This is a genomic window from Pseudomonas sp. GW460-LB5, from assembly GCF_059423245.1.
In genome coordinates this window covers 1-18,747 of the sequence record NZ_JBWKXT010000064.1, presented here as the reverse complement: position 1 = coordinate 18,747, position 18,747 = coordinate 1, and the positions used below count along the sequence as shown (strand labels likewise).

Here is an 18,747-nt window from a genome sequence, read left to right as displayed (position 1 = left end):
CAAGGAAAGCAATGAAAGTCCTATTTCTGGTGCAGAAGGAACAGCGGGCGATTCTCGACCGCCTGTACGATGGCGTCGCGGCCAACTGCGAGTGCGACCTGCGTTGGCTGACCAGCGAAGACCAGCGCAACCTGCGTCGCTACTTCAAGCGTGAAGTGCAGGTCGAGCGTTATGACCGCATCGTGTTCTTTCTGCGCTTCAAGCAGGAAATCCGTCAGGTGGCCTTCATCCGTACCGTACCGAACCTGGTCATCCTCGAGCACGACGCCTACCAGAACTACATCCCGTGCAAGTACACCGGCAAGTTCAGCGCCCATTACCGCCAGTTGCCATGGGCGCGGGTGATCAGCTCTGGCTACATGGTCAGCGAGCGCCTGCGCCAGGAAGGTTTCGATGCGGTGTTCGTGCCCAAGGGCTATGACGAGCAGTTGCTGGCCGACCAAGGGCGTGAGCGCGACATCGAACTGGCCTTCGTCGGCAGTGTCAACAGCGTGGCCTACAGCGGTCGCAAGGCGCTGCTGGATGAGTTGGGGCAGGTCGAGAACCTGCTGGTCACCCGCACCAAGTCGGGTGAAGACTACTGCAACACGCTCAACCGTATTCGTTTCTTCGTCAGTGCCGACGTCGGCATGGGCGAATACATGATCAAGAACTTCGAAGCCATGGCCTGCGGCTGTGTACTGCTGGCGTACGACCAGGGCGAGGAAGAAAACCGCGCGCTGGGCCTGGAAGACATGCATAACGTGGTGTTCTATGACAACATCCCGACCCTTCAGGAAAAGCTCCGCCGTTTGCGTGCAGACCCAGAACTTGCCCGGCAGATTGCTGAAAATGGCCGCCATCTGGCGGTTTCCCGTTTCAGTTTCGCCGCCGTTGGACGTAGCATCGTCGACCACATGCGCCCGGCGCTCAGGCCCCACCCGCCGTTGTCTGCGTGGCAGCGGCTACGCCTGACGCTGGGCATCTAAACAAGAGCTTTCGCGCCCAGGAGCGGGTGTTGAAAGCCGATAGTCGCAATGCGGAGGGAGTCCGGTGCGCTTTTCAGAAGAAAGTGATGTCACGCTCGTCGTGACCAGTTGTGGGCGGTTCGATCTGCTCAAAGACACCCTTGAGAGTTTCGATCGCTACAACACAGCGCCCATTCGCGAAGTGTTCATCACCGAAGATTCCGGTGACGATGCCGTGCATGCTGCGGTGCCTGAGCACTGGAGACCGTACTGCAAGGTGTTCGTCAACCGGCCCAAACTCGGCCAGTTGCCCTCGATCGACCTGGCCTACAGTCACGTCACGACGCCTTACATCTTCCACTGCGAAGACGACTGGCACTTCTACCGCCAGAGCTTTGTCGAAGACTCGCGGGCTATCCTGGATGCCAGGCCTGACCTGCTGCAAGTGTGGCTGCGCAGCCATGCCCATGACCTGGCTATCCACAGCCCTTACATTCACCTGGGTGATCGCCAGGTCATTGCCGGCGTGCCGTGTTATCCGCTGCTGTCCGACAAGGCCGAATGGCAAGCGTTTTCGCTCAATCCCGGCCTGCGTCGATTGAGTGATTATCAGCGCTGTGCGCCATTCGCCGCCTATGCTGGAGAGAAGGCGCTTTCCCGACGCTACGCTGAGTTTAATTTGACAGCGGTCACCTTGGAAGGTGATGCAGTGTTGCACACTGGCTTTGGCAATCACGTGACCTTGCCCATCGAAGTGGCGCGCAAGGCCAAACGTCGTCAACGTGATCGTATCAAGCTGGCATTGACGCTGGTGACAGGTGCTTTGATCGGCATGGGTATCACCCTTTTTGTTCAATGAAGTCGCTGTCCCACCTGACATGAGCGGGAGAGGGCCCATGAACATCGTCAATATGATGTGGGCGGGTGGAACGCCGTACATGTCCATCCACAAGGTGCATCGGCAAGTGCTGTCGCACGCCGGCACCGATGCCCGGATCAGTAACTGGTTGCTGCTGGGTAGCGGGCTGTGCTGTGGGCTCGGTTCAACACGGGAGTGGCACATGCCACCACGAGCTCTGAAAGGGCGGCACCTGTGGCGCCTGCTGCGGCCGTGGTTGCGCATGCGCTTGCGCAAGGGGCTGACAGAGGCCAAGGCCGAAATCGTACTGCTCGATGGTATTGGGGTTGCGCGGCTGGTATTGCCGCTACTGCGGAACATTCCCCATGTTCGGGCCAAGGTGCTGTTCCATGGCAAAACGCGCCTGAACAACAGTGACATTCGCCTGTTGCGCATGTTTCCGGGCGAGCGGCTGAGCATCGCGGCCGTGTCGCATACGCTGGCCAAATCGCTGGAACATGACCTGGGCAGGCCAGTGCAGACCCTGCGCATGGCGCTCGACCCGCTGGCGTTCGTCGAACCGTTGCTGAGCCGGAACCAGGCCAGGCAGGCGTTGCAGCTGCCTCAGGCCGACGGGGTGATGCTGGGCGCGGTAGGGCGGTTGGTTGAAAGCAAAGGATTTGAAATGCTGATCGAGGCCTTCGCCAAGGCCAGTGCGCGGCAACCAGGCCTGCAGCTGGCGATTATCGGCGAGGGGCCACAGCATGCCTTGCTGCAGCAGCGTATCAATGCGCTGGGCCTGGCTGGGCGCGTGCATCTGCGCGGTCACCGCGAAGACCTGCAGCTGCTGTATCGAGCGTTCGACTGGCTGTTGGTGCCCTCGCGTTCCGAGGGCTTGGGGCTGGTGGTGCAAGAGGCTGTGATGGCCGATGTACCGGTCGTGTGCAGTGACCTGCAGGTGTTCCGCGAACAGTTGTGCGACACCGGGGTCTACCTGCCCATCGCCGACGAAAGCGCCTGGGCTGATGCGATCGAGCGTTGCACAGCCCTCAGCGCCCCGGCGGTTGCCGCGCGGCAGCGTCAGGCACTGGCGCCGGAGCAGGCCTGGCAGGCGTTCTGTACCGGCTCACAGAGCCTGTTGCGCAACTGACGCTCAGCGCGCCAGCAGGGCTGCCTCGAAGGCGGCGAGGGGGAACTGGTCGCCCAGGTTCTCCCGCTCGATATAACGCACCATGTGCTGCACATTGCGACGAATCATGCGTGCCGAGAGCGGCGGGCGCAGGAAGCGCATGTCGGCCACATCGATCAGGCCCAGGTGCTGGTCGGGGGTAACCACCACATTGCCCAAGTGCAACGAACGGAAGTACACGCCACTGCGGTGCAGCTGGCGGACCAGCTGGATCAGTTGCGGCAGGTAAGTATCCCAGCTGAAGCCGTCATCACGCGACATTTGCAGCAAGGTGCGGCCGGGTAACGGGCGGTACAGCACGGCAGTGCGGCCTGGCACGTCGAGCTTGTGCTGGCTGATCACTTCGAGCGTGGGGATACCCAGTTCCGCCAGCCGCGCGGCGTTATCGACGAATCGCTGGGAGTATGGGCGCAGCAGTGCAGATGAAATCAGCCGCTTCCTACGAAAAACCTTTAGGAAATTACCATCCGCGAGCAGGTAGACTTTGGCGCCATGGCTGTCTGCCTCAAGCACCTGTGCGCCTTGTGTCAGCTGATCGAAGTCGACCTGGGTGAGCCGGGAGCATTGCATGAATAGAGCCTTGTCGTCTGGCGAGCAAAATGACCGGCAATAATGCCGAAAATAATGTTCTAGCACCATGGATGGTGTTTTTGATTCATCGGGGGAAATGGATGCTGTATCAAAAAAACTGGGCGCAGGCCTGGCTGGGATTGGGTCTGGTCTGGTTTCTGGCAGCGATTGCCCTGGCGCCGAGCAACAAGATTTATCAGCAAGGCCTGGTGCTGTTCCTGTGGCTACCGACATTGGTGCTGGCATGGTCCGCCCGCGAGGTGCTGGTGCAAGGCTGGAAGCGTCAGCCGGCGCTATGGATGAGTGTGATGGTGCTGTTGGCCTGGAGTGGCTTGAGCCTGGCCTGGTCGCCCGCAGAGGACACGGGGCGTGAAATCAAGCGGCTGCTCTACATTCTGGTGTTCCTGCTCGCGTTCCCCTTGTTGGCTCAGCTTGGCCTTGCGAGGATTCGCCAGCTGTTGCTGCTAGGGAGCGGCCTGCTGGCCCTCGCTGCGCTGGTGTCGATCATCAATTTCTACGGGCTGCAGGGTGAGCCGTTGCTGGTCCGCCTGGCCGGGATTGGCGAGATATCACACCCCATTCTGGGCGCTTATGTCGTTGGCTCGGCCGTTCTTTTCCTGCTGTATGAGCCGCCGCAGCAGCGTGGCCCGCAGCTGTTGTGGGTGCTCGCACTGGCTTGTCTTGGCGCGTTTGCCGTGCTCAGTCAAAGCCGTGGCGCGCTGTTGGCCCTGGTGCTCACCGTCATGATCGCACCGCTGTGGTTCCGTGACCGCCACAGCCGGGTGTTCGCCATCCTGGCAGTCATTGCAACCGGCTTTGCCTTGTATGCGGCGTATGACCTGATCGCCGAGCGCGGTTCATCCTACCGGCCAGAAATTTTCCATGCCGTGGTCAACATGATTGCCGCGCACCCCTGGACAGGCCTGGGCCTGGGGGCTGACTACGATGTCAGTGCGGTGGGCAGGCACTTCGACCACACCCACAACATGTTCACCCACGTTGCCGTGGAGATGGGCCTGCCTGGCATGCTGCTCTGGGTCATGGTGTGGTTGTTCACCCTGGGTGAAATCATCCGCGCGCGCGGTACCCTGTTCGGCAAGCTCCTGCTGGGCTTATGGGTGTACTCGACACTGGCCATGCAGTTCGATGCCGCCAGCCTTACCGGTACGCCACGTGCAGAATGGTTCATCAGCTGGCTGCCTGTTGGCCTTGCCATGATGCTGCCATGGGGGCGTGCCGAAAATGACGCCTGTGGTAAAATTTCCGGTTCAACCTGAACAGCGAGCTCGATAATGGCCGAAACACCGCGACCGGCGGAGCACACCTCCAGCCTGAAGATCTATTTCCGGCTGTTGGGCTATGTGAAACCCTATGTCGGCATTTTCCTGCTGAGCATTGTCGGTTTCGTGATCTTTGCCTCGACCCAGCCGATGCTGGCCGGCATTCTCAAGTACTTTGTCGATGGGCTGAGCAACCCTGAAGCGGTGTTGTTCCCCAACGTCCCCTACCTGCGCGACCTGCAATTGCTGCAGGCGGTGCCGTTGCTGATCATCCTGATCGCTGCGTGGCAGGGCCTGGGGTCTTTCCTTGGCAACTATTTCCTGGCCAAGGTTTCCCTGTGCCTGGTGCACGACCTGCGCGTGGAGTTGTTCAACAAGCTGCTGGTACTGCCCAACCGCTACTTCGACAACCACAACTCCGGGCACCTGATTTCGCGTATCACCTTCAACGTGACCATGGTCACCGGTGCTGCCACCGATGCAATCAAGGTGGTCATCCGTGAAGGCCTGACCGTGGTGTTCCTGTTCGCCTACCTGTTGTGGATGAACTGGCACCTCACCTTGGTCATGGTCGCCATCCTGCCGGTGATCGCGGTAATGGTCAGCATCGCCAGCAAGAAATTCCGCAAGCAGAGCAAGAAGATCCAGGTGGCGATGGGTGACGTCACCCACGTCGCGTCGGAAACCATCCAGGGTTATCGCGTTGTCCGTAGCTTCGGCGGCGAGGCTTACGAAGAGCAGCGGTTCAGCAAGGCCAGCCAGAGCAACACCGACAAGCAGCTGCGCATGACCAAGACCGGCTCCCTGTACACGCCAATGCTGCAGCTGGTGATCTACAGCGCCATGGCGGCGCTGATGTTCCTGGTGCTGTTCCTGCGTGGTGAGTCCACCGCCGGTGACCTGGTGGCCTATATCACTGCTGCCGGCCTGCTGCCCAAGCCGATTCGTCAGTTGTCGGAAGTCAGCTCGACCATCCAGAAGGGCCTGGCAGGTGCAGAAAGCATCTTCGAGCAACTGGACGAAGAGCCTGAACTGGACACCGGTACGGTCGAGAAGGACCGTGTGGAAGGCCGCCTGGAAGTGCGCAACCTGAGCTTCACCTACCCAGGTACCGAGCGTGAAGTGCTGAGCGACATCAGCTTTGTCGCCGAGCCAGGGCAGATGATCGCCCTGGTTGGCCGCTCTGGCAGCGGCAAATCGACCCTTGCGGCGCTGATCCCGCGCTTCTATCACCATGACCAGGGGCAGATCCTGCTCGATGGTGTGGAGATCGAGAACTACCGCCTGCGCAACCTGCGCCGCCACGTTTCGCAGGTGACCCAGCACGTTACCCTGTTCAACGACACCGTGGCCAACAACATCGCCTATGGCGATCTGGCAGGTGCCCCACGCGCAGACATCGAAGCCGCTGCGGCCGATGCCTACGCCAAGGAGTTCGTCGACCGCTTGCCGAAGGGCTTCGATACCGACGTGGGTGAAAACGGCGTGCTGCTCTCCGGCGGCCAGCGCCAGCGCCTGGCCATTGCCAGGGCACTGCTGAAGAACGCGCCGCTGCTGATTCTGGATGAGGCCACCTCGGCCCTGGATACCGAATCCGAGCGGCACATCCAGGCTGCCCTGGACCATGTGATGCAAGGCCGTACCACGCTGGTGATCGCCCACCGTCTGTCGACCATCGAGAAGGCCGACCAGATCCTGGTCATGGACCAGGGCCGTCTGGTAGAGCGCGGCACCCATGCCGAACTGCTCGCGGCTAATGGCCATTATGCCCGCCTGCACGCCATGGGCCTGGATGAGCCGGTCAAGGCCGATATCACCTGAGTCCTCCCTCATCGGGGCCGTAACGGCCCCGATTGTCACGGGAATTTTCCGGGGGCGATCTGGCCATAAAGCCGTCGACTACCCTGTGCTAATATCCTGCCCCTGTTCATTATTTCCATATGGGTTGCCCATGAAGTTGTCCATGCCGCGTTTCGATCAAGCCCCGGTTCTGGTGGTCGGCGATGTCATGCTCGACCGCTACTGGCATGGCGGTACTTCGCGTATCTCGCCTGAAGCGCCAGTGCCGGTGGTCAAGGTCGATCAGATCGAGGATCGACCCGGCGGCGCGGCCAACGTTGCCTTGAACATCGCTGCGCTGGGCGCACCGGCTTCGCTGATCGGCGTTACCGGCCAGGACGAGGCCGCCGACAGCCTGGCCAACAGCCTGCAGGCTGCGGGGGTGCGGTCTGTGTTCCAGCGCATCGCGCACCAGCCGACCATCGTCAAGCTGCGGGTCATGAGCCGTCACCAGCAACTGCTGCGTATCGATTTCGAAGAGCCGTTTGCCACCGACCCGCTATCGCTGGGTGCCGAAGTCGACAGCCTGCTCGAAGGTGTCAAAGTGCTGGTCTTGTCGGACTACGGCAAGGGTGCTCTGAAGAACCACCAAAGCCTGATCCAGGCGGCACGGGCCAAGGGCATTCCGGTGCTGGCCGACCCCAAGGGCAAGGACTTTTCCATCTACCGTGGCGCTAGCCTGATTACCCCGAACCTCAGCGAGTTCGAAACCATCGTCGGCCGTTGCGCCGATGAGGCCGAACTGGTTGCCAAAGGCTTGCAGCTGCTGCAGGACCTGGACCTGGGTGCCGTGCTGGTAACTCGTGGCGAGCATGGCATGACCCTGCTGCGCGTTGGCCAGCCTGCGCTGCACCTGCCGGCGCGGGCGCGCGAGGTGTTCGATGTGACCGGTGCCGGCGATACCGTCATCTCCACCCTCGCCGCAGCCATTGCCGCGGGTGAGGACCTGCCCCATGCGGTGGCCCTGGCCAACCTGGCGGCAGGCATTGTGGTCGGCAAGCTGGGTACCGCTGCGATCAGCGCCCCCGAGCTGCGCCGCGCAATCCAGCGTGAGGAAGGCTCCGAGCGCGGCGTGCTGGGCCTGGAGCAATTGTTGTTGGCCATCGATGATGCGCGGGCGCACAACGAGAAGATCGTCTTCACCAATGGCTGCTTCGATATCCTGCATGCCGGGCATGTCACCTATCTGGAACAGGCGCGCGCCCAAGGCGATCGCCTGATCGTCGCGGTCAACGACGACGCCTCGGTCAGCCGCTTGAAAGGGCCGGGCCGGCCGATCAACAGCGTCGACCGGCGTATGGCCGTACTGGCCGGGCTGGGCGCGGTGGACTGGGTAATCAGCTTCCCGGAAGGCACCCCGGAAAACCTGCTGAGCCAGGTCAAGCCGGATGTGCTGGTCAAGGGGGGCGATTATGGCATCGACCAAGTGGTAGGCGCTGATATCGTCAAGGCCTATGGCGGCACCGTGAAGGTGCTGGGCCTGGTCGAGAACAGCTCGACTACCGCGATTGTCGAGAAGATTCGCAAGAACTGATACAGCCAGGGCCTCTTTGCGGCCCAATCGCCGGCAAGCCAGCTCCCACACGCACAGCGCAGGCCTTGAGTCCTGCACAGGCCTTGTGGGAGCTGGCGTGCCGGCGATTGGCTGCGCAGCAGCCCCAGGGACTCACTTGTGAAGTGAGGTGCGGGCGCGCTCCAGCAGCGCCCGGGCCTTGTCGCCAAACCGCTGCAGGTGCGACGCCCGCGCCGGCTTGCTCTCCACCAACCCCTGCTGTTTGACCCAGTCCTTCCAGCGCACCCGCTCCTCCGTCACCACCCAGCCTTCCTGCCGGGCAAAACTCTCGGCCAGATACAGCCCGCGTGTGCTCGCCGGCACCAGCTCATCTTTTTTCAGCGTATACAACTCCGCCACTGGCTGGCCGTCCTTCAACGGCATCAGATACAGGTCTGGCCGCTTGCGGTTGAGGCGGGCTTCCAGTTGGTCACCCTCCAGTCGCTCGTCGACATGGAACAAGCTGAGCTTCTTGGCTTCCCGAGGCACCTGCAGACGCATGTCGTAGATCAGCTGGAGCGACGCGGTGGGCAAGTGCACGTAGGCCCGTGGCCGCTCCATTAGCATCAGCTTGCTGCAGTGCACGGGGCGGGCGGCACCGGACTGTGGGGTAAGCACGAAATGTGGCGTTTCGCGGTAGTGCAGGGCGGCGGCGTAGGGCACGGGCAGCCAGGTGTCGTTGAAACGCCCGCCCAGCCAGCCTTCCGGGGTTTCCAGCAGGCATTCCTCGGCCACTTCCTGAACCGCCGTGTGCAGCGGGAGGTTCAGTTCCTGCGCCGGCACATAGCCAGAAATCAGTTTCAACACCACATCGCCCCGGTCTTGCCGACGCTGACGTACCAACACCCAGTAATCACGGTTTTGCCAATGCAGGGTAAGCCGCACCGACACACCCAGATTGGCGAGTTCGACCACGAAGCGCTGTGTGTCGGGCAGCTGAATGGCCTTGCGCCGCTGCTGGGTCTGGGCAAAGTTAAGCGGCATGCCGATGCTCTGATAGGTCAGGCCTTCGGGCGTTGCCTCGACATGCAGTGGTAGTGTCTTGAAGTTGCTCGGGTTTTTGCGGATCAACGTTCGCGCCACGAGGCTCCTCCTTGCGTCGGGTCGTACCTCTGGCCCTTGGGCCAGAGGTAACTCAGTGCTGGCCCAGGATACGGGCGACGGTGGCCACGTTGTGGGCCAGGTGCAGCGGATTGATGGTGCCGACGATAGCACTGCTGACACCCGGGTGGGCGAACAGCAGCTCGAAGCTTGCCTGCACCGGGTCAACGCCCGGGGCCAGGCAGATATGCCCGCTGGCCAGGGCCTTCTTTACCAGGATGGCCTTGCCGTGTTCGGCAGCGTAGTCCAGCACCGGGCGTTCTGCCTGTTCGTTGAGGTTATAGGTGACCATGGCACAGTCGCCTTGCTCCAGCGCTTTCAGGCCGCCTGCCACGGTCTTGCCGGACAGGCCAAAGCCGAGGATCTTGCCCTCTTGCTTGAGCTCCGCCAGGGTCTGGTAGACCTCCTGCTGTTCGAGGATGGCCAGGTCGTTGCCGTCGGAATGCACCAGCACCAGTTCGATGCGGTCGGTTTCCAGGCGGCGCAGGCTGCGCTCCACCGAACGGCGGGTGTGGGCCGCACTGAAGTCGAAGTGCGACAGGCCGTTGTCGAATTCTTCGCCGACTTTGCTGACGATTACCCATTCATCGCGCTGGCCGCGCAGCAGCGGGCCCAGGCGTTCTTCGCTGCGGCCATAGGCGGGGGCGGTGTCGATCAGGTTGATGCCCAATTCGCGGGCCTGTGCCAGCAGCATGCGGGCTTCGTCATCGCCGGGGATGGTGAAGCCGGTGGGGTATTTCACGCCCTGATCTCGGCCAAGCTTGACTGTGCCCAGGCCTAAGGGGGACACCTTGAAGCCGGTGCTGCCCAGGGGGCGGTGGAAGTCGTGCAACGTAGGCAGGGTCATGGCAGCAGTTGCTCCCAGGCGGGTACACCCAGCGGTGGACGTGGCAGGCCGGCCAGGTCGGCTTGTGCCTGTGGGCGGATGCCGTCGCGCTCCAGGTTGGCGATTACCCGGTCGCTGAAGTCGGGTGCTAGAGCCAGCTTGGTCGGCCAGCCCACCATCAAGCGTTGCTGGTCGGCGAGGAATGCGTTGTCCGGGCGTACCAGGCCCGATTGTGCGGGTTCTGCACGGTCGACTCGCAGGGTGGCCCAGCGCACCTGGCTCTGGTCGACCCAGGGCAGCAGGTTGGCGATTTCCTTCTGCGCCGCAGCAATCTGAGCGGCAGGTTCGCGCGCCACGCCTTCGGCTTCGGCCAGGTCACCACCGAGGTACCACACCCACTGGCCATCGGCCGCCGGGTGGGTGGTCACCGTCACGCGCGGCTTGGGCCCGCCACCGAGGCAGTGGGCGTACAAGGGTTTGAGGTTCGGTCCCTTGGCCATGACCATGTGCAGCGGGCGGGTTTGCATGGCTGGTTGGTGCAGGCCCAGCGCCTGCAGCAAACCTTCGGTGCCGGCACCGGCGCTTGATACGATGCGTTGGGCACGGATTTCCCGGTCGTCCACGCGCAGGCCGACCAGCGCATCACCTTCACGCAACGGTTCGATGTGTTCACCTGCCAGCAGGGAGTCGCCGGCCAGCTCGGCCAGGTTGGCCAGCAGGCTCGGGACATCGATTACCAGTTCCGCCAGGCGATAGACCTTGCCTTTGAACGCGCGGTCCTGCAATGCGGGCGGCAGATGCTCACCTTTAACCTGGTCGACCCGGCCGCGCACGGCCTTGCTGGCGAAGAAGCTGGTGAGGTTCCCGGCCAAGGTCCCCGGCGACCACAGGTAGTGGGCATCGGATAGCAGACGGGTACGCCCCAGGTCGAGTTCGCCGTCGCCAGCCAGGGCCTCGCGCCAGCGCCGTGGCATGTCGGCGATGGCTTCCGAAGCGCCGGTCAGGGCGCCGTGCAGGGCGTACTTGGTGCCGCCGTGAATAATGCCTTGAGACTTGATGGTCTGCTCGCCGCCGAGGCTGGCGCGTTCCACCAGCACGGTCGAGTAGCCCAGGCGGCGCAGCCGGGCATTGAGCCACAAGCCAGCGACCCCGGCGCCGACGATCAGCACGTCAGTGGAAATGGCGGTTGGCATGGATTACCTCCAAGGTTGGACAGCTGGGCAGTATACAAGCTAAGGCCGTGCCTCTGTGTGCCCAGCCTTCTGATAGTAGCGCGCTGCAGCAGGGGGATGATTCGAACTACATGTGGGTTTGCCCAGTACTTCCTTCAAGTCGGCATGGCAACTGTCATATTTGCTAGTTTCGAGTTCGCGAGGGGGGGTTACGCTGGATTCTCGGTTGTCTATCGCTTTGAATGGCGTTGAAAATACTGAGGGTAAAAATATGAATAGTCTTATTCATCTGACTGATTTCTCGCTTCAGGCAGGCGTTGATTACAAAGAAAAAGATATTCTTAAATATGGTTTGAATGGGTGGCGGCTTTATAACCAGTCTGCGCTCGTGAAAATTCAGGAGGATCCTGAAAAACCAGAACAAGGTTCTGTCCTGCGGTTTGGCAGTAGCGGCAGCGAGGGGCCTCTGCGCCCAGGAATCATAATGTATAAAGTGATTTCGGGTTTTCCACCTGGCTATAAACTGAAATTCGCTATGACCGCCAGGCGCCAGGGTGCTTATAATCAACCTAGATTGTCATTTCATTATAACGGCACCACTCTCAAGACAGGTTTTCACTTAAAAGATGATTACGATCATTATTTTGGAGAATTTACTGTCCGTGATGACGTAACCATACTCGCGATAGAGAACTCGATTACCGAAACTTCTGGGAATGATTTTTTCATTTCGAAATTGGAAATTCGGCCTCAGGGGGTTGGTGAGATATCCGACGAGGGGTGATTCCAATTTCCGAGTGTTTTTTATGTTGCCGGCGCGGCCATTTACTAGCGTGCCGGCAATTTTTTAGAGCGTTCAATGTCCAGCTGATTTCGAGTAGAGCTGAATTATCACCACGCCTGCAACAATCATCGCCATTCCCACCATTGCCGGTAGATCCAGCTTCTGCCCGTATATCACCAGCGCCGCCACGCTGATCAGCACAATCCCCAGCCCCGACCAGATCGCATAGGCGATGCCCACCGGAATGCTGCGTACCACCAGCGTCAGCATCCAGAACGCGATGCCGTAACCCACCACCATCAAAAGCAAAGGCAACGGCGTGCTCAGGCCTTTGACCGCTTTCATGGAGGCAGTGGCAACGACTTCGGCGCAGATGGCGATAGCGAGATAGGTATAGGCGTTCATGATGCGTTTCTCCGGTGACTGGTCGAGCATTCTAGACGCGCCCTGGATGCGGTAAAGTCATTACCTATCAGAAATGGAGATAGGTTAATGGCAGAGCGCTGGGATCTGGAACAACTGCGCCTGTTTGCACGGGTTGCCGAGCTGCGTTCGTTCTCCGCCGTTGCGCGCGAGCAGCGCAAGGCGCAATCGGCCGTAAGCAACGCCATCGCGCTGCTGGAAACCGACCTTGGCGTCACCTTGTTCGAGCGCAGCAGCGGCCGCCAGCCCAGGCTGACCGAAAACGGTACGGCCTTGCTGGAAGATGCCCGTGAACTGTTGCGTCAGTGCGAACGCCTGGATGGCCGGGCGCTCGCGCTGATGCGTGGCCAGGAAGCCCTGCTGCGGGTTGCCCAGGACGAAGCCATGCCGTATCAGCCGGTGATCGACAGCCTCGACGAACTGGCCAGCCGCTACCCGTTTCTGGAGGTGCAACTGGCCAGCGGTGCCCAGGGCGATGTAGCGCGTAAGCTGGTGGAGCGGCGCGCCGATCTGGGCCTGTTCTTCCTCCACGAGAGCATCCCGGCATCGCTGGAGCGGCGGGCGCTGGGCAGTGTGGAGATGGTTACGGTGTGCGCGGTCGGCCACCCGCTGGCGGGCGAAGGCCGGGTCACCCGGCAACAACTCGCACGCCACCGGCAGTTACTGATCACCCCACAGCAAAGCGGTTATCCCGGCGGCGAGGCGATCAGCCCTCAGGTATGGCGCGCCGACAGCTTCTACGCCATGGCCGAACTCCTGATGCGCGGCCTGGGCTGGGCATGGTTACCACGGCATGTGGTGCAGTATCCGACCTACCAAGCGCATATGGTTGAACTGGACAGCGATTGGCGGCCTCCGGCCTTGGTGGCCGAGCTGGCCTGGCGCCGCGATGAACCCTTGGGCCCGGCCGCGCAGTGGCTGGCAGAGCGCTTTGCAGTGCACCTGCGCGCGATCGGGTAAACTTCGCCGCCATGAACAGAACACTCTATACCTTGCTGTTTCACCTGGGCCTGCCGCTGGTTGCGCTGCGCCTGTACCTGCGCGCGCGCAAGGCGCCAGCCTATGGGCAGCGTATCGGCGAGCGTTTTGCGCTCAACCTGCCCCTTATGCACCAGGGCGGGATCTGGGTGCACGCGGTGTCGGTAGGCGAGAGCATTGCTGCAGCGCCCATGGTTCGCGCCTTGCTCAAGGCTTATCCCGAACTACCGATCACGCTGACCTGCATGACGCCGACCGGTTCCGAGCGTATTCGCGCCATGTTCGCCGACGAACCGCGCGTGCAGCATTGCTACCTGCCCTACGACCTGCCGTGGGCTGCGGGGCGTTTTCTCGACCATGTCCAGCCGAAGCTGGGCATCATCATGGAAACCGAACTGTGGCCCAACCACATTCACCAGTGTGCCAAACGCGGGATTCCGGTGGCGCTGGCCAATGCACGATTGTCCGAGCGCTCGGCACGCGGCTACGGGCGCTTTGCCAGGCTGACCCGGCCGATGCTGGCCGAGATGAGTCTGATTGCCGTGCAGACTGAAACCGAGGCTCAGCGCTTCCGTGATCTGGGCGCACGCCCTGAATGCGTAAAAGTCACCGGCTCGATCAAGTTCGACCTGAAGATCGATGAGCAACTGCTACCGCGTGCCAAGGCATTGCGTGAGCAGTGGGGGGCCGAGCAGCGCCCGGTGTGGATTGCCGCCAGTACCCATGACGGTGAAGATGCGCTGATTCTGCAGGCTCATCGGCAGTTGTTGCAGGTGCATGGCGATGCCTTGCTGATCCTCGTGCCGCGTCACCCTGAGCGGTTTGCTGCGGTGCATGCGCTGTGCAGCGAGCAATTCGCCACCGTGCGCCGTTCTTCTGCAGCGCCGGTCGATGCCCAGACCCGCGTGTTGCTGGGCGATACCATGGGGGAGTTGCTGTTCCTCTATGCGTTGGCCGATATCGCCTTTGTCGGCGGTAGCCTGGTGCCGACGGGAGGGCACAACCCGCTGGAGCCTGCGGCGCTGGCCTTGCCGGTGCTCATGGGGCCACATGTGTTCAACTTCCTCGAAATCAGCGCGATGTTGCGTGAAGCGGGGGCGTTGCAGCAGGTGGACGATGCCGACGGGCTGGCCGGTGCGGTGCGGCGGCTGGTCGAGTTGCCGCAGGATGCGCAGCGCATGGGCGAGGCGGGCAGGGCGGTGATGCGGGCCAATCAGGGCGCGTTGCAGCGCTTGCTCGATGGCCTGGATGCGCTTGTCCGCTGACGTTTGCTTTGGTTGTCCTGGCCTCATCGCCGGCAAGCCAGCCCCCACAGGTACTGCACAGGGTTTGAGGCCAGTGAGGAACCTGTGGGGGCTGGCTTGCCGGCGATGAGGCCATCGAAAGCAACCCGGTCTGTGAGAAATACGCCCCTATTTCAAGGGCGACGCTCAAAGTTCTTGGCCGCTGCCGCAGCCAGGTCTGGCGGCAGGAAGTCCTTGTCCGGGTTGTAGTCCGGTTTCAGGTAGCGCTTGAGGTCTTGCAGGTCTTGCGGGCTCAGGGTGCCGGCCGCCTGCTTCAGGCTCAGGTTGTCGAGGATGTAGTCATAGCGGCTGTTGTTGTAATCCCTCACCGAGGTGTACAACTGGCGTTGGGCATCGAGCACATCGACGATGTTGCGGGTACCTACCTGGTAGCCGATTTCAGTGGCTTCCAGCGCGCTCTGGTTAGAGATGATCGACTGCTTGCGCGCCTGTACCTGTTCTACATCGGTGTTCACCGCGCGGTGCAGGTTGCGGGTGTTTTCCACCACCTGGCGGCGCAGGCTTTCACGCTGCTGTTCGCTCTGGCTCAGGCGTTGGTATGCCTCGCGTACCTGCGAGCTGGTCAGGCCTCCGCTGTAGATCGGGATGTTCAGTTGCAGGCCAACGCTGGTCTGTTCGACATCGCCGCTGTAGCGCACGCCCAGTTGCGAAGGGTTGGTAAAGCCGAGGCTGTCGTTGTCACCTTTCTGGTACTTGGCCACGGCATCCAGGGTCGGCGCATGGCCGGCCTTGCGCTGGCGCAGGGTCTCTTCAGCAGCAGAAACCGCATAGTTGGTGGCCAGCAGGTTGAGGTTCTGGCGGCCGGCGGTTTCGACCCAAGCCTTGGCGTCGTTTGGCGTGGGTACCTGCACGGGCAGGGTATGCACCACGCCTTGAATCGAGGTGTATTCACGGTTGGTCAGGGTAACCAGCGCTTCAAAGGCATCCTGCACCTGGCGCTCGGCGATGATCCGGTTGGCCCGCGCCGTGTCGTAGCTGGCCTGGGATTGCAGCACGTCGGTCTTGTCCGACAGGCCCACATCGAAGCGTTCGTTGGACTGGTCCAGCTGGCGCTTGAATGCGGCTTCCTCAGCTTTGGTCGCGGCCAGGTTGTCCTGCGCGCGCAGCACGGCGAAGTAGTTTTGCGCGGTTTGCAGGATCAGGTTCTGTTCAGTGGCCGACAGCTCCAGCGCTGCCTGTTCGTTGACCGCTTCGGCGGCCTGCAGCTGGAACCAGCGATCAGCGCGGAAGATTGGCTGGGCCAGGGTTGCGCTCCATGAATTGCCGCTGCGGTTGGAGGTGATGGAGGGCTCGTCCAGCTTGGTGCGGGTGTTCATCATTTCGGCATCGGCCGACAGGTTCGGCAGCAACCCGGCGCGGGCCTGCGGTACCACTTCGCGGCGGGCGCCATAATCGGCGCGTGCTGCTGCCAGGTCGGCGTTGTTGTCTACCGCTTCCTGATAAACGCTGACCAGGTCGGTTTTAACTGTCGGGAGCATATCCGCTGCCCAGACCATTCCGTTGGACGCACAAGACACGGCTATCGCCAGTGAGAGTTTGCGCAGCATAGAGGCAATCCTTGTACGAAATTTAATTACTGAACTGTTGAGTATCGAGCGATGGGCCAGTGTAGTGCCATGCGCACCCGGCAACAATCGCTCGGTGTGCCTTTCATCATCCGCGCATTTACCCGCTTGGCTTTGCCGACCACTCCAGTCTAGACTGCGCATGTTCTTGTCGGGGTGCCTTGAAGCAAAGGCTGAGATCGCAGAGGTGCGGATCCCGTTGAACCTGATCAGGTTAGCGCCTGCGTAGGGAACAAGATTGCTCGCCTTCCCGGGGAGCCTCTTGTGCCAGGTCCGGGAATGTCGCAGCTGCATGCAGCTTCAGGCACCCCCTATCCGGCACTGCACGCCTCCATGGGTGCGTCCGCGCTTTTCAGGTTCTCCCCGACATTCCACTGCTAGGAAGCCGTCTGGAGAGCCTGTGATGACCAAACAAGAAAAAGCGATCAACCTCAGCGAATCGGCACAAGTCGATCAGCAGTCCGTGCAACCGTTCCCGCGCTCGCGCAAAATCTATGTCGAAGGCTCGCGACCGGACATTCGCGTGCCCATGCGTGAAATCAGCCTGGACGATACCCCGACCGATTTCGGTGGCGAGACCAACGCGCCGGTACTGGTCTACGACACGTCGGGCCCGTACACCGACCCCAACGTCATCATCGACGTGCGCAAGGGCCTGGCCGACGTGCGTTCGGCGTGGATCGAGGCCCGCGGCGACACCGAGCGCCTGGGCGGGCTCAGCTCCGACTTTGGCCAGCAGCGCCTGAACGACGCCGAACTGGCCAAGTTGCGTTTCGCCCACGTGCGCAACCCGCGCCGTGCCAAGGCCGGCGCCAACGTCTCGCAGATGCACTATGCCCGCCAGGGCATCATCACCGCCGAGATGGAATATGTAGCCATCCGCGAAAACATGAAGCTGCAAGAAGCCCGCGCCGCTGGCCTGCTGAACGAGCAGCACGCCGGCCACAGCTTCGGTGCCAACATCCCGAAAGAAATCACCCCCGAATTCGTCCGCCAGGAAATCGCCCGCGGGCGCGCGATCATCCCGGCCAACATCAACCACCCGGAGGTGGAGCCGATGATCATCGGCCGCAACTTCCTGGTGAAGATCAACGGCAACATCGGCAACAGTGCCCTCGGGTCCTCGATCGAGGAAGAAGTGGCCAAGCTGACCTGGGGCATTCGCTGGGGTTCGGACACGGTCATGGACCTGTCCACCGGCAAGCACATTCACGAAACCCGTGAGTGGATCATTCGCAACTCGCCGGTGCCAATCGGTACCGTGCCGATCTACCAGGCCCTGGAAAAGGTCAATGGCGTGGCCGAGGACCTGACTTGGGAACTGTTCCGCGACACCCTGATCGAGCAGGCCGAGCAGGGCGTGGACTACTTCACCATCCACGCGGGGGTGCTGCTGCGCTATGTGCCGCTGACCGCCAAGCGCGTCACCGGTATCGTCAGCCGCGGTGGCTCGATCATGGCCAAGTGGTGCCTGGCGCACCACAAGGAAAACTTCCTCTACACGCACTTCGACGAAATCTGCGAAATCATGAAGGCCTACGACGTCAGCTTCTCGCTGGGTGATGGCCTGCGCCCTGGCTCGATCGCCGATGCCAACGACGCCGCGCAGTTCGGTGAACTGGAAACCCTCGGCGAGCTGACCAAAATCGCCTGGAAGCACGACGTGCAGTGCATGATCGAAGGCCCTGGCCACGTACCGATGCAGCTGATCAAGGAGAACATGGACAAGCAGCTGGAGTGCTGCGACGAGGCGCCGTTCTACACCCTCGGCCCACTGACCACCGACATTGCCCCGGGCTACGACCACATCACCTCGGGCATCGGTGCGGCGATGATCGGCTGGTTCGGTTGCGCCATGCTCTGCTACGTCACGCCCAAGGAACACCTGGGCCTGCCGAACAAGGATGACGTCAAGACCGGCATCATCACCTACAAGATCGCCGCGCACGCCGCCGACCTTGCCAAGGGCCACCCCGGCGCGCAGATTCGCGACAACGCCCTGTCCAAGGCGCGTTTCGAGTTCCGTTGGGAGGACCAGTTCAACCTGGGTCTGGACCCGGACACTGCCCGTGCCTTCCACGACGAGACCCTGCCGAAGGAATCGGCCAAGGTGGCGCACTTTTGCTCGATGTGCGGGCCAAAGTTCTGCTCGATGAAAATCACCCAGGAAGTGCGTGAATACGCCGCCAAGATCGAGGCCGTGGATGTAACGGTCGAGCAAGGTATGCGCGAGCAGGCCGAGCGTTTCCGCCAGGAAGGCAGCCAGCTGTACCACAAAGTGTAAGAACGTCATTTCCCTTTGTGGGAGCGGGCTTGCCCCGCGAATGCGTCAGCTGCGCCAACGCGTTCGGCAGGCCAGACGCCTTCGCGGGGCAAGCC

16 protein-coding genes and 1 riboswitch are annotated in these 18,747 nt (G+C 61.7%); of the genes, 10 read left to right on the top strand and 6 right to left on the bottom strand.

The window, feature by feature from the left end:
* The first annotated feature begins 11 nt into the window (after positions 1-11).
* From AC07XM_RS26725 to AC07XM_RS26715, 3 genes are all read left to right on the top strand, one after another.
* Entirely contained in the window at positions 12-968 is a 957-nt protein-coding gene (locus AC07XM_RS26725) for a glycosyltransferase family protein (protein ID WP_060516862.1), read from the top strand.
* Between the two features lie 64 nt (positions 969-1,032).
* Entirely contained in the window at positions 1,033-1,806 is a 774-nt protein-coding gene (locus AC07XM_RS26720) for a glycosyltransferase family 2 protein (protein ID WP_016489485.1), read from the top strand.
* A gap of 37 nt (positions 1,807-1,843) precedes the next feature.
* The gene (locus AC07XM_RS26715; protein WP_095116431.1) at positions 1,844-2,935 is read left to right on the top strand and encodes a glycosyltransferase; all 1,092 of its coding nucleotides are present in this window, start codon (positions 1,844-1,846) and stop codon (positions 2,933-2,935) included.
* A gap of 3 nt (positions 2,936-2,938) precedes the next feature.
* Here the strand turns inward: AC07XM_RS26715 and AC07XM_RS26710 are convergent, their stop codons facing one another.
* Entirely contained in the window at positions 2,939-3,544 is a 606-nt protein-coding gene (locus AC07XM_RS26710; RefSeq protein ID WP_016489483.1) for a protein kinase family protein, read from the bottom strand.
* 101 nt (positions 3,545-3,645) lie between these two features.
* Here AC07XM_RS26710 and AC07XM_RS26705 point away from each other — a divergent pair, with 101 nt between their 5' ends.
* The 3 genes from AC07XM_RS26705 to hldE all read left to right on the top strand — a co-directional run bounded on the left by AC07XM_RS26705 (position 3,646) and on the right by hldE (position 8,197).
* Positions 3,646-4,821, top strand: coding sequence for an O-antigen ligase family protein (locus AC07XM_RS26705; RefSeq protein ID WP_024717358.1), 1,176 nt, complete (start codon positions 3,646-3,648; stop codon positions 4,819-4,821).
* Between the two features lie 15 nt (positions 4,822-4,836).
* Entirely contained in the window at positions 4,837-6,645 is a 1,809-nt protein-coding gene (msbA, locus tag AC07XM_RS26700) for a lipid A export permease/ATP-binding protein MsbA (protein WP_016489481.1), read from the top strand.
* A 130-nt stretch (positions 6,646-6,775) separates the two neighbouring features.
* On the top strand, positions 6,776-8,197 hold the full coding sequence (gene hldE, locus AC07XM_RS26695; protein WP_016489480.1) for a bifunctional D-glycero-beta-D-manno-heptose-7-phosphate kinase/D-glycero-beta-D-manno-heptose 1-phosphate adenylyltransferase HldE: 1,422 nt from the start codon (positions 6,776-6,778) through the stop codon (positions 8,195-8,197).
* A 132-nt stretch (positions 8,198-8,329) separates the two neighbouring features.
* Here hldE and AC07XM_RS26690 read toward each other — a convergent pair whose 3' ends face one another.
* From AC07XM_RS26690 to AC07XM_RS26680, 3 genes are read right to left on the bottom strand one after another with little or no spacing between them, the layout of a single operon-like run.
* Complete coding sequence (locus tag AC07XM_RS26690; protein ID WP_016489479.1) at positions 8,330-9,298, bottom strand: hypothetical protein; 969 nt, start codon at positions 9,296-9,298, stop codon at positions 8,330-8,332.
* Between the two features lie 52 nt (positions 9,299-9,350).
* Positions 9,351-10,163, bottom strand: coding sequence for an aldo/keto reductase (locus tag AC07XM_RS26685; protein ID WP_016489478.1), 813 nt, complete (start codon positions 10,161-10,163; stop codon positions 9,351-9,353).
* Entirely contained in the window at positions 10,160-11,335 is a 1,176-nt protein-coding gene (locus AC07XM_RS26680; RefSeq protein ID WP_095116435.1) for an NAD(P)/FAD-dependent oxidoreductase, read from the bottom strand. Before AC07XM_RS26680 ends, AC07XM_RS26685 begins: the two co-directional genes overlap by 4 nt.
* A 205-nt stretch (positions 11,336-11,540) precedes the next feature.
* Between AC07XM_RS26680 and AC07XM_RS26675 the strand changes: the two genes are divergently transcribed.
* A complete protein-coding gene (locus AC07XM_RS26675; protein ID WP_146024558.1) occupies positions 11,541-12,098 on the top strand; it encodes a hypothetical protein in 558 nt (185 codons plus the stop codon).
* 72 nt (positions 12,099-12,170) lie between these two features.
* On the opposite strand, the gene AC07XM_RS26670 is transcribed toward AC07XM_RS26675, so the two are convergent.
* On the bottom strand, positions 12,171-12,503 hold the full coding sequence (locus AC07XM_RS26670) for a DMT family transporter (protein WP_024717360.1): 333 nt from the start codon (positions 12,501-12,503) through the stop codon (positions 12,171-12,173).
* Between the two features lie 87 nt (positions 12,504-12,590).
* On the opposite strand from AC07XM_RS26670, the gene AC07XM_RS26665 reads away from it, so the two are divergent.
* Positions 12,591-13,481, top strand: a complete 891-nt coding sequence (locus AC07XM_RS26665) for a LysR family transcriptional regulator (RefSeq protein ID WP_016489474.1) — start codon at positions 12,591-12,593, stop codon at positions 13,479-13,481.
* Between the two features lie 11 nt (positions 13,482-13,492).
* Positions 13,493-14,764 carry a lipid IV(A) 3-deoxy-D-manno-octulosonic acid transferase gene (waaA, locus tag AC07XM_RS26660; RefSeq protein WP_016489473.1) on the top strand — a complete coding sequence of 424 codons (1,272 nt, stop codon included), beginning with the start codon at positions 13,493-13,495 and terminating at the stop codon, positions 14,762-14,764.
* Positions 14,765-14,916: 152 nt separating this feature from the next.
* On the opposite strand, the gene AC07XM_RS26655 is transcribed toward waaA, so the two are convergent.
* Positions 14,917-16,350: a TolC family outer membrane protein gene (locus AC07XM_RS26655; RefSeq protein ID WP_016489472.1), complete on the bottom strand. Its 1,434-nt coding sequence runs from the start codon at positions 16,348-16,350 to the stop codon at positions 14,917-14,919.
* Positions 16,351-16,510: 160 nt separating this feature from the next.
* Positions 16,511-16,617: riboswitch (TPP riboswitch) on the top strand.
* Between the two features lie 154 nt (positions 16,618-16,771).
* Here AC07XM_RS26655 and thiC point away from each other — a divergent pair.
* Positions 16,772-18,652 carry a phosphomethylpyrimidine synthase ThiC gene (gene thiC, locus AC07XM_RS26650; protein ID WP_016489471.1) on the top strand — a complete coding sequence of 627 codons (1,881 nt, stop codon included), beginning with the start codon at positions 16,772-16,774 and terminating at the stop codon, positions 18,650-18,652.
* Positions 18,653-18,747 lie beyond the last annotated feature (95 nt).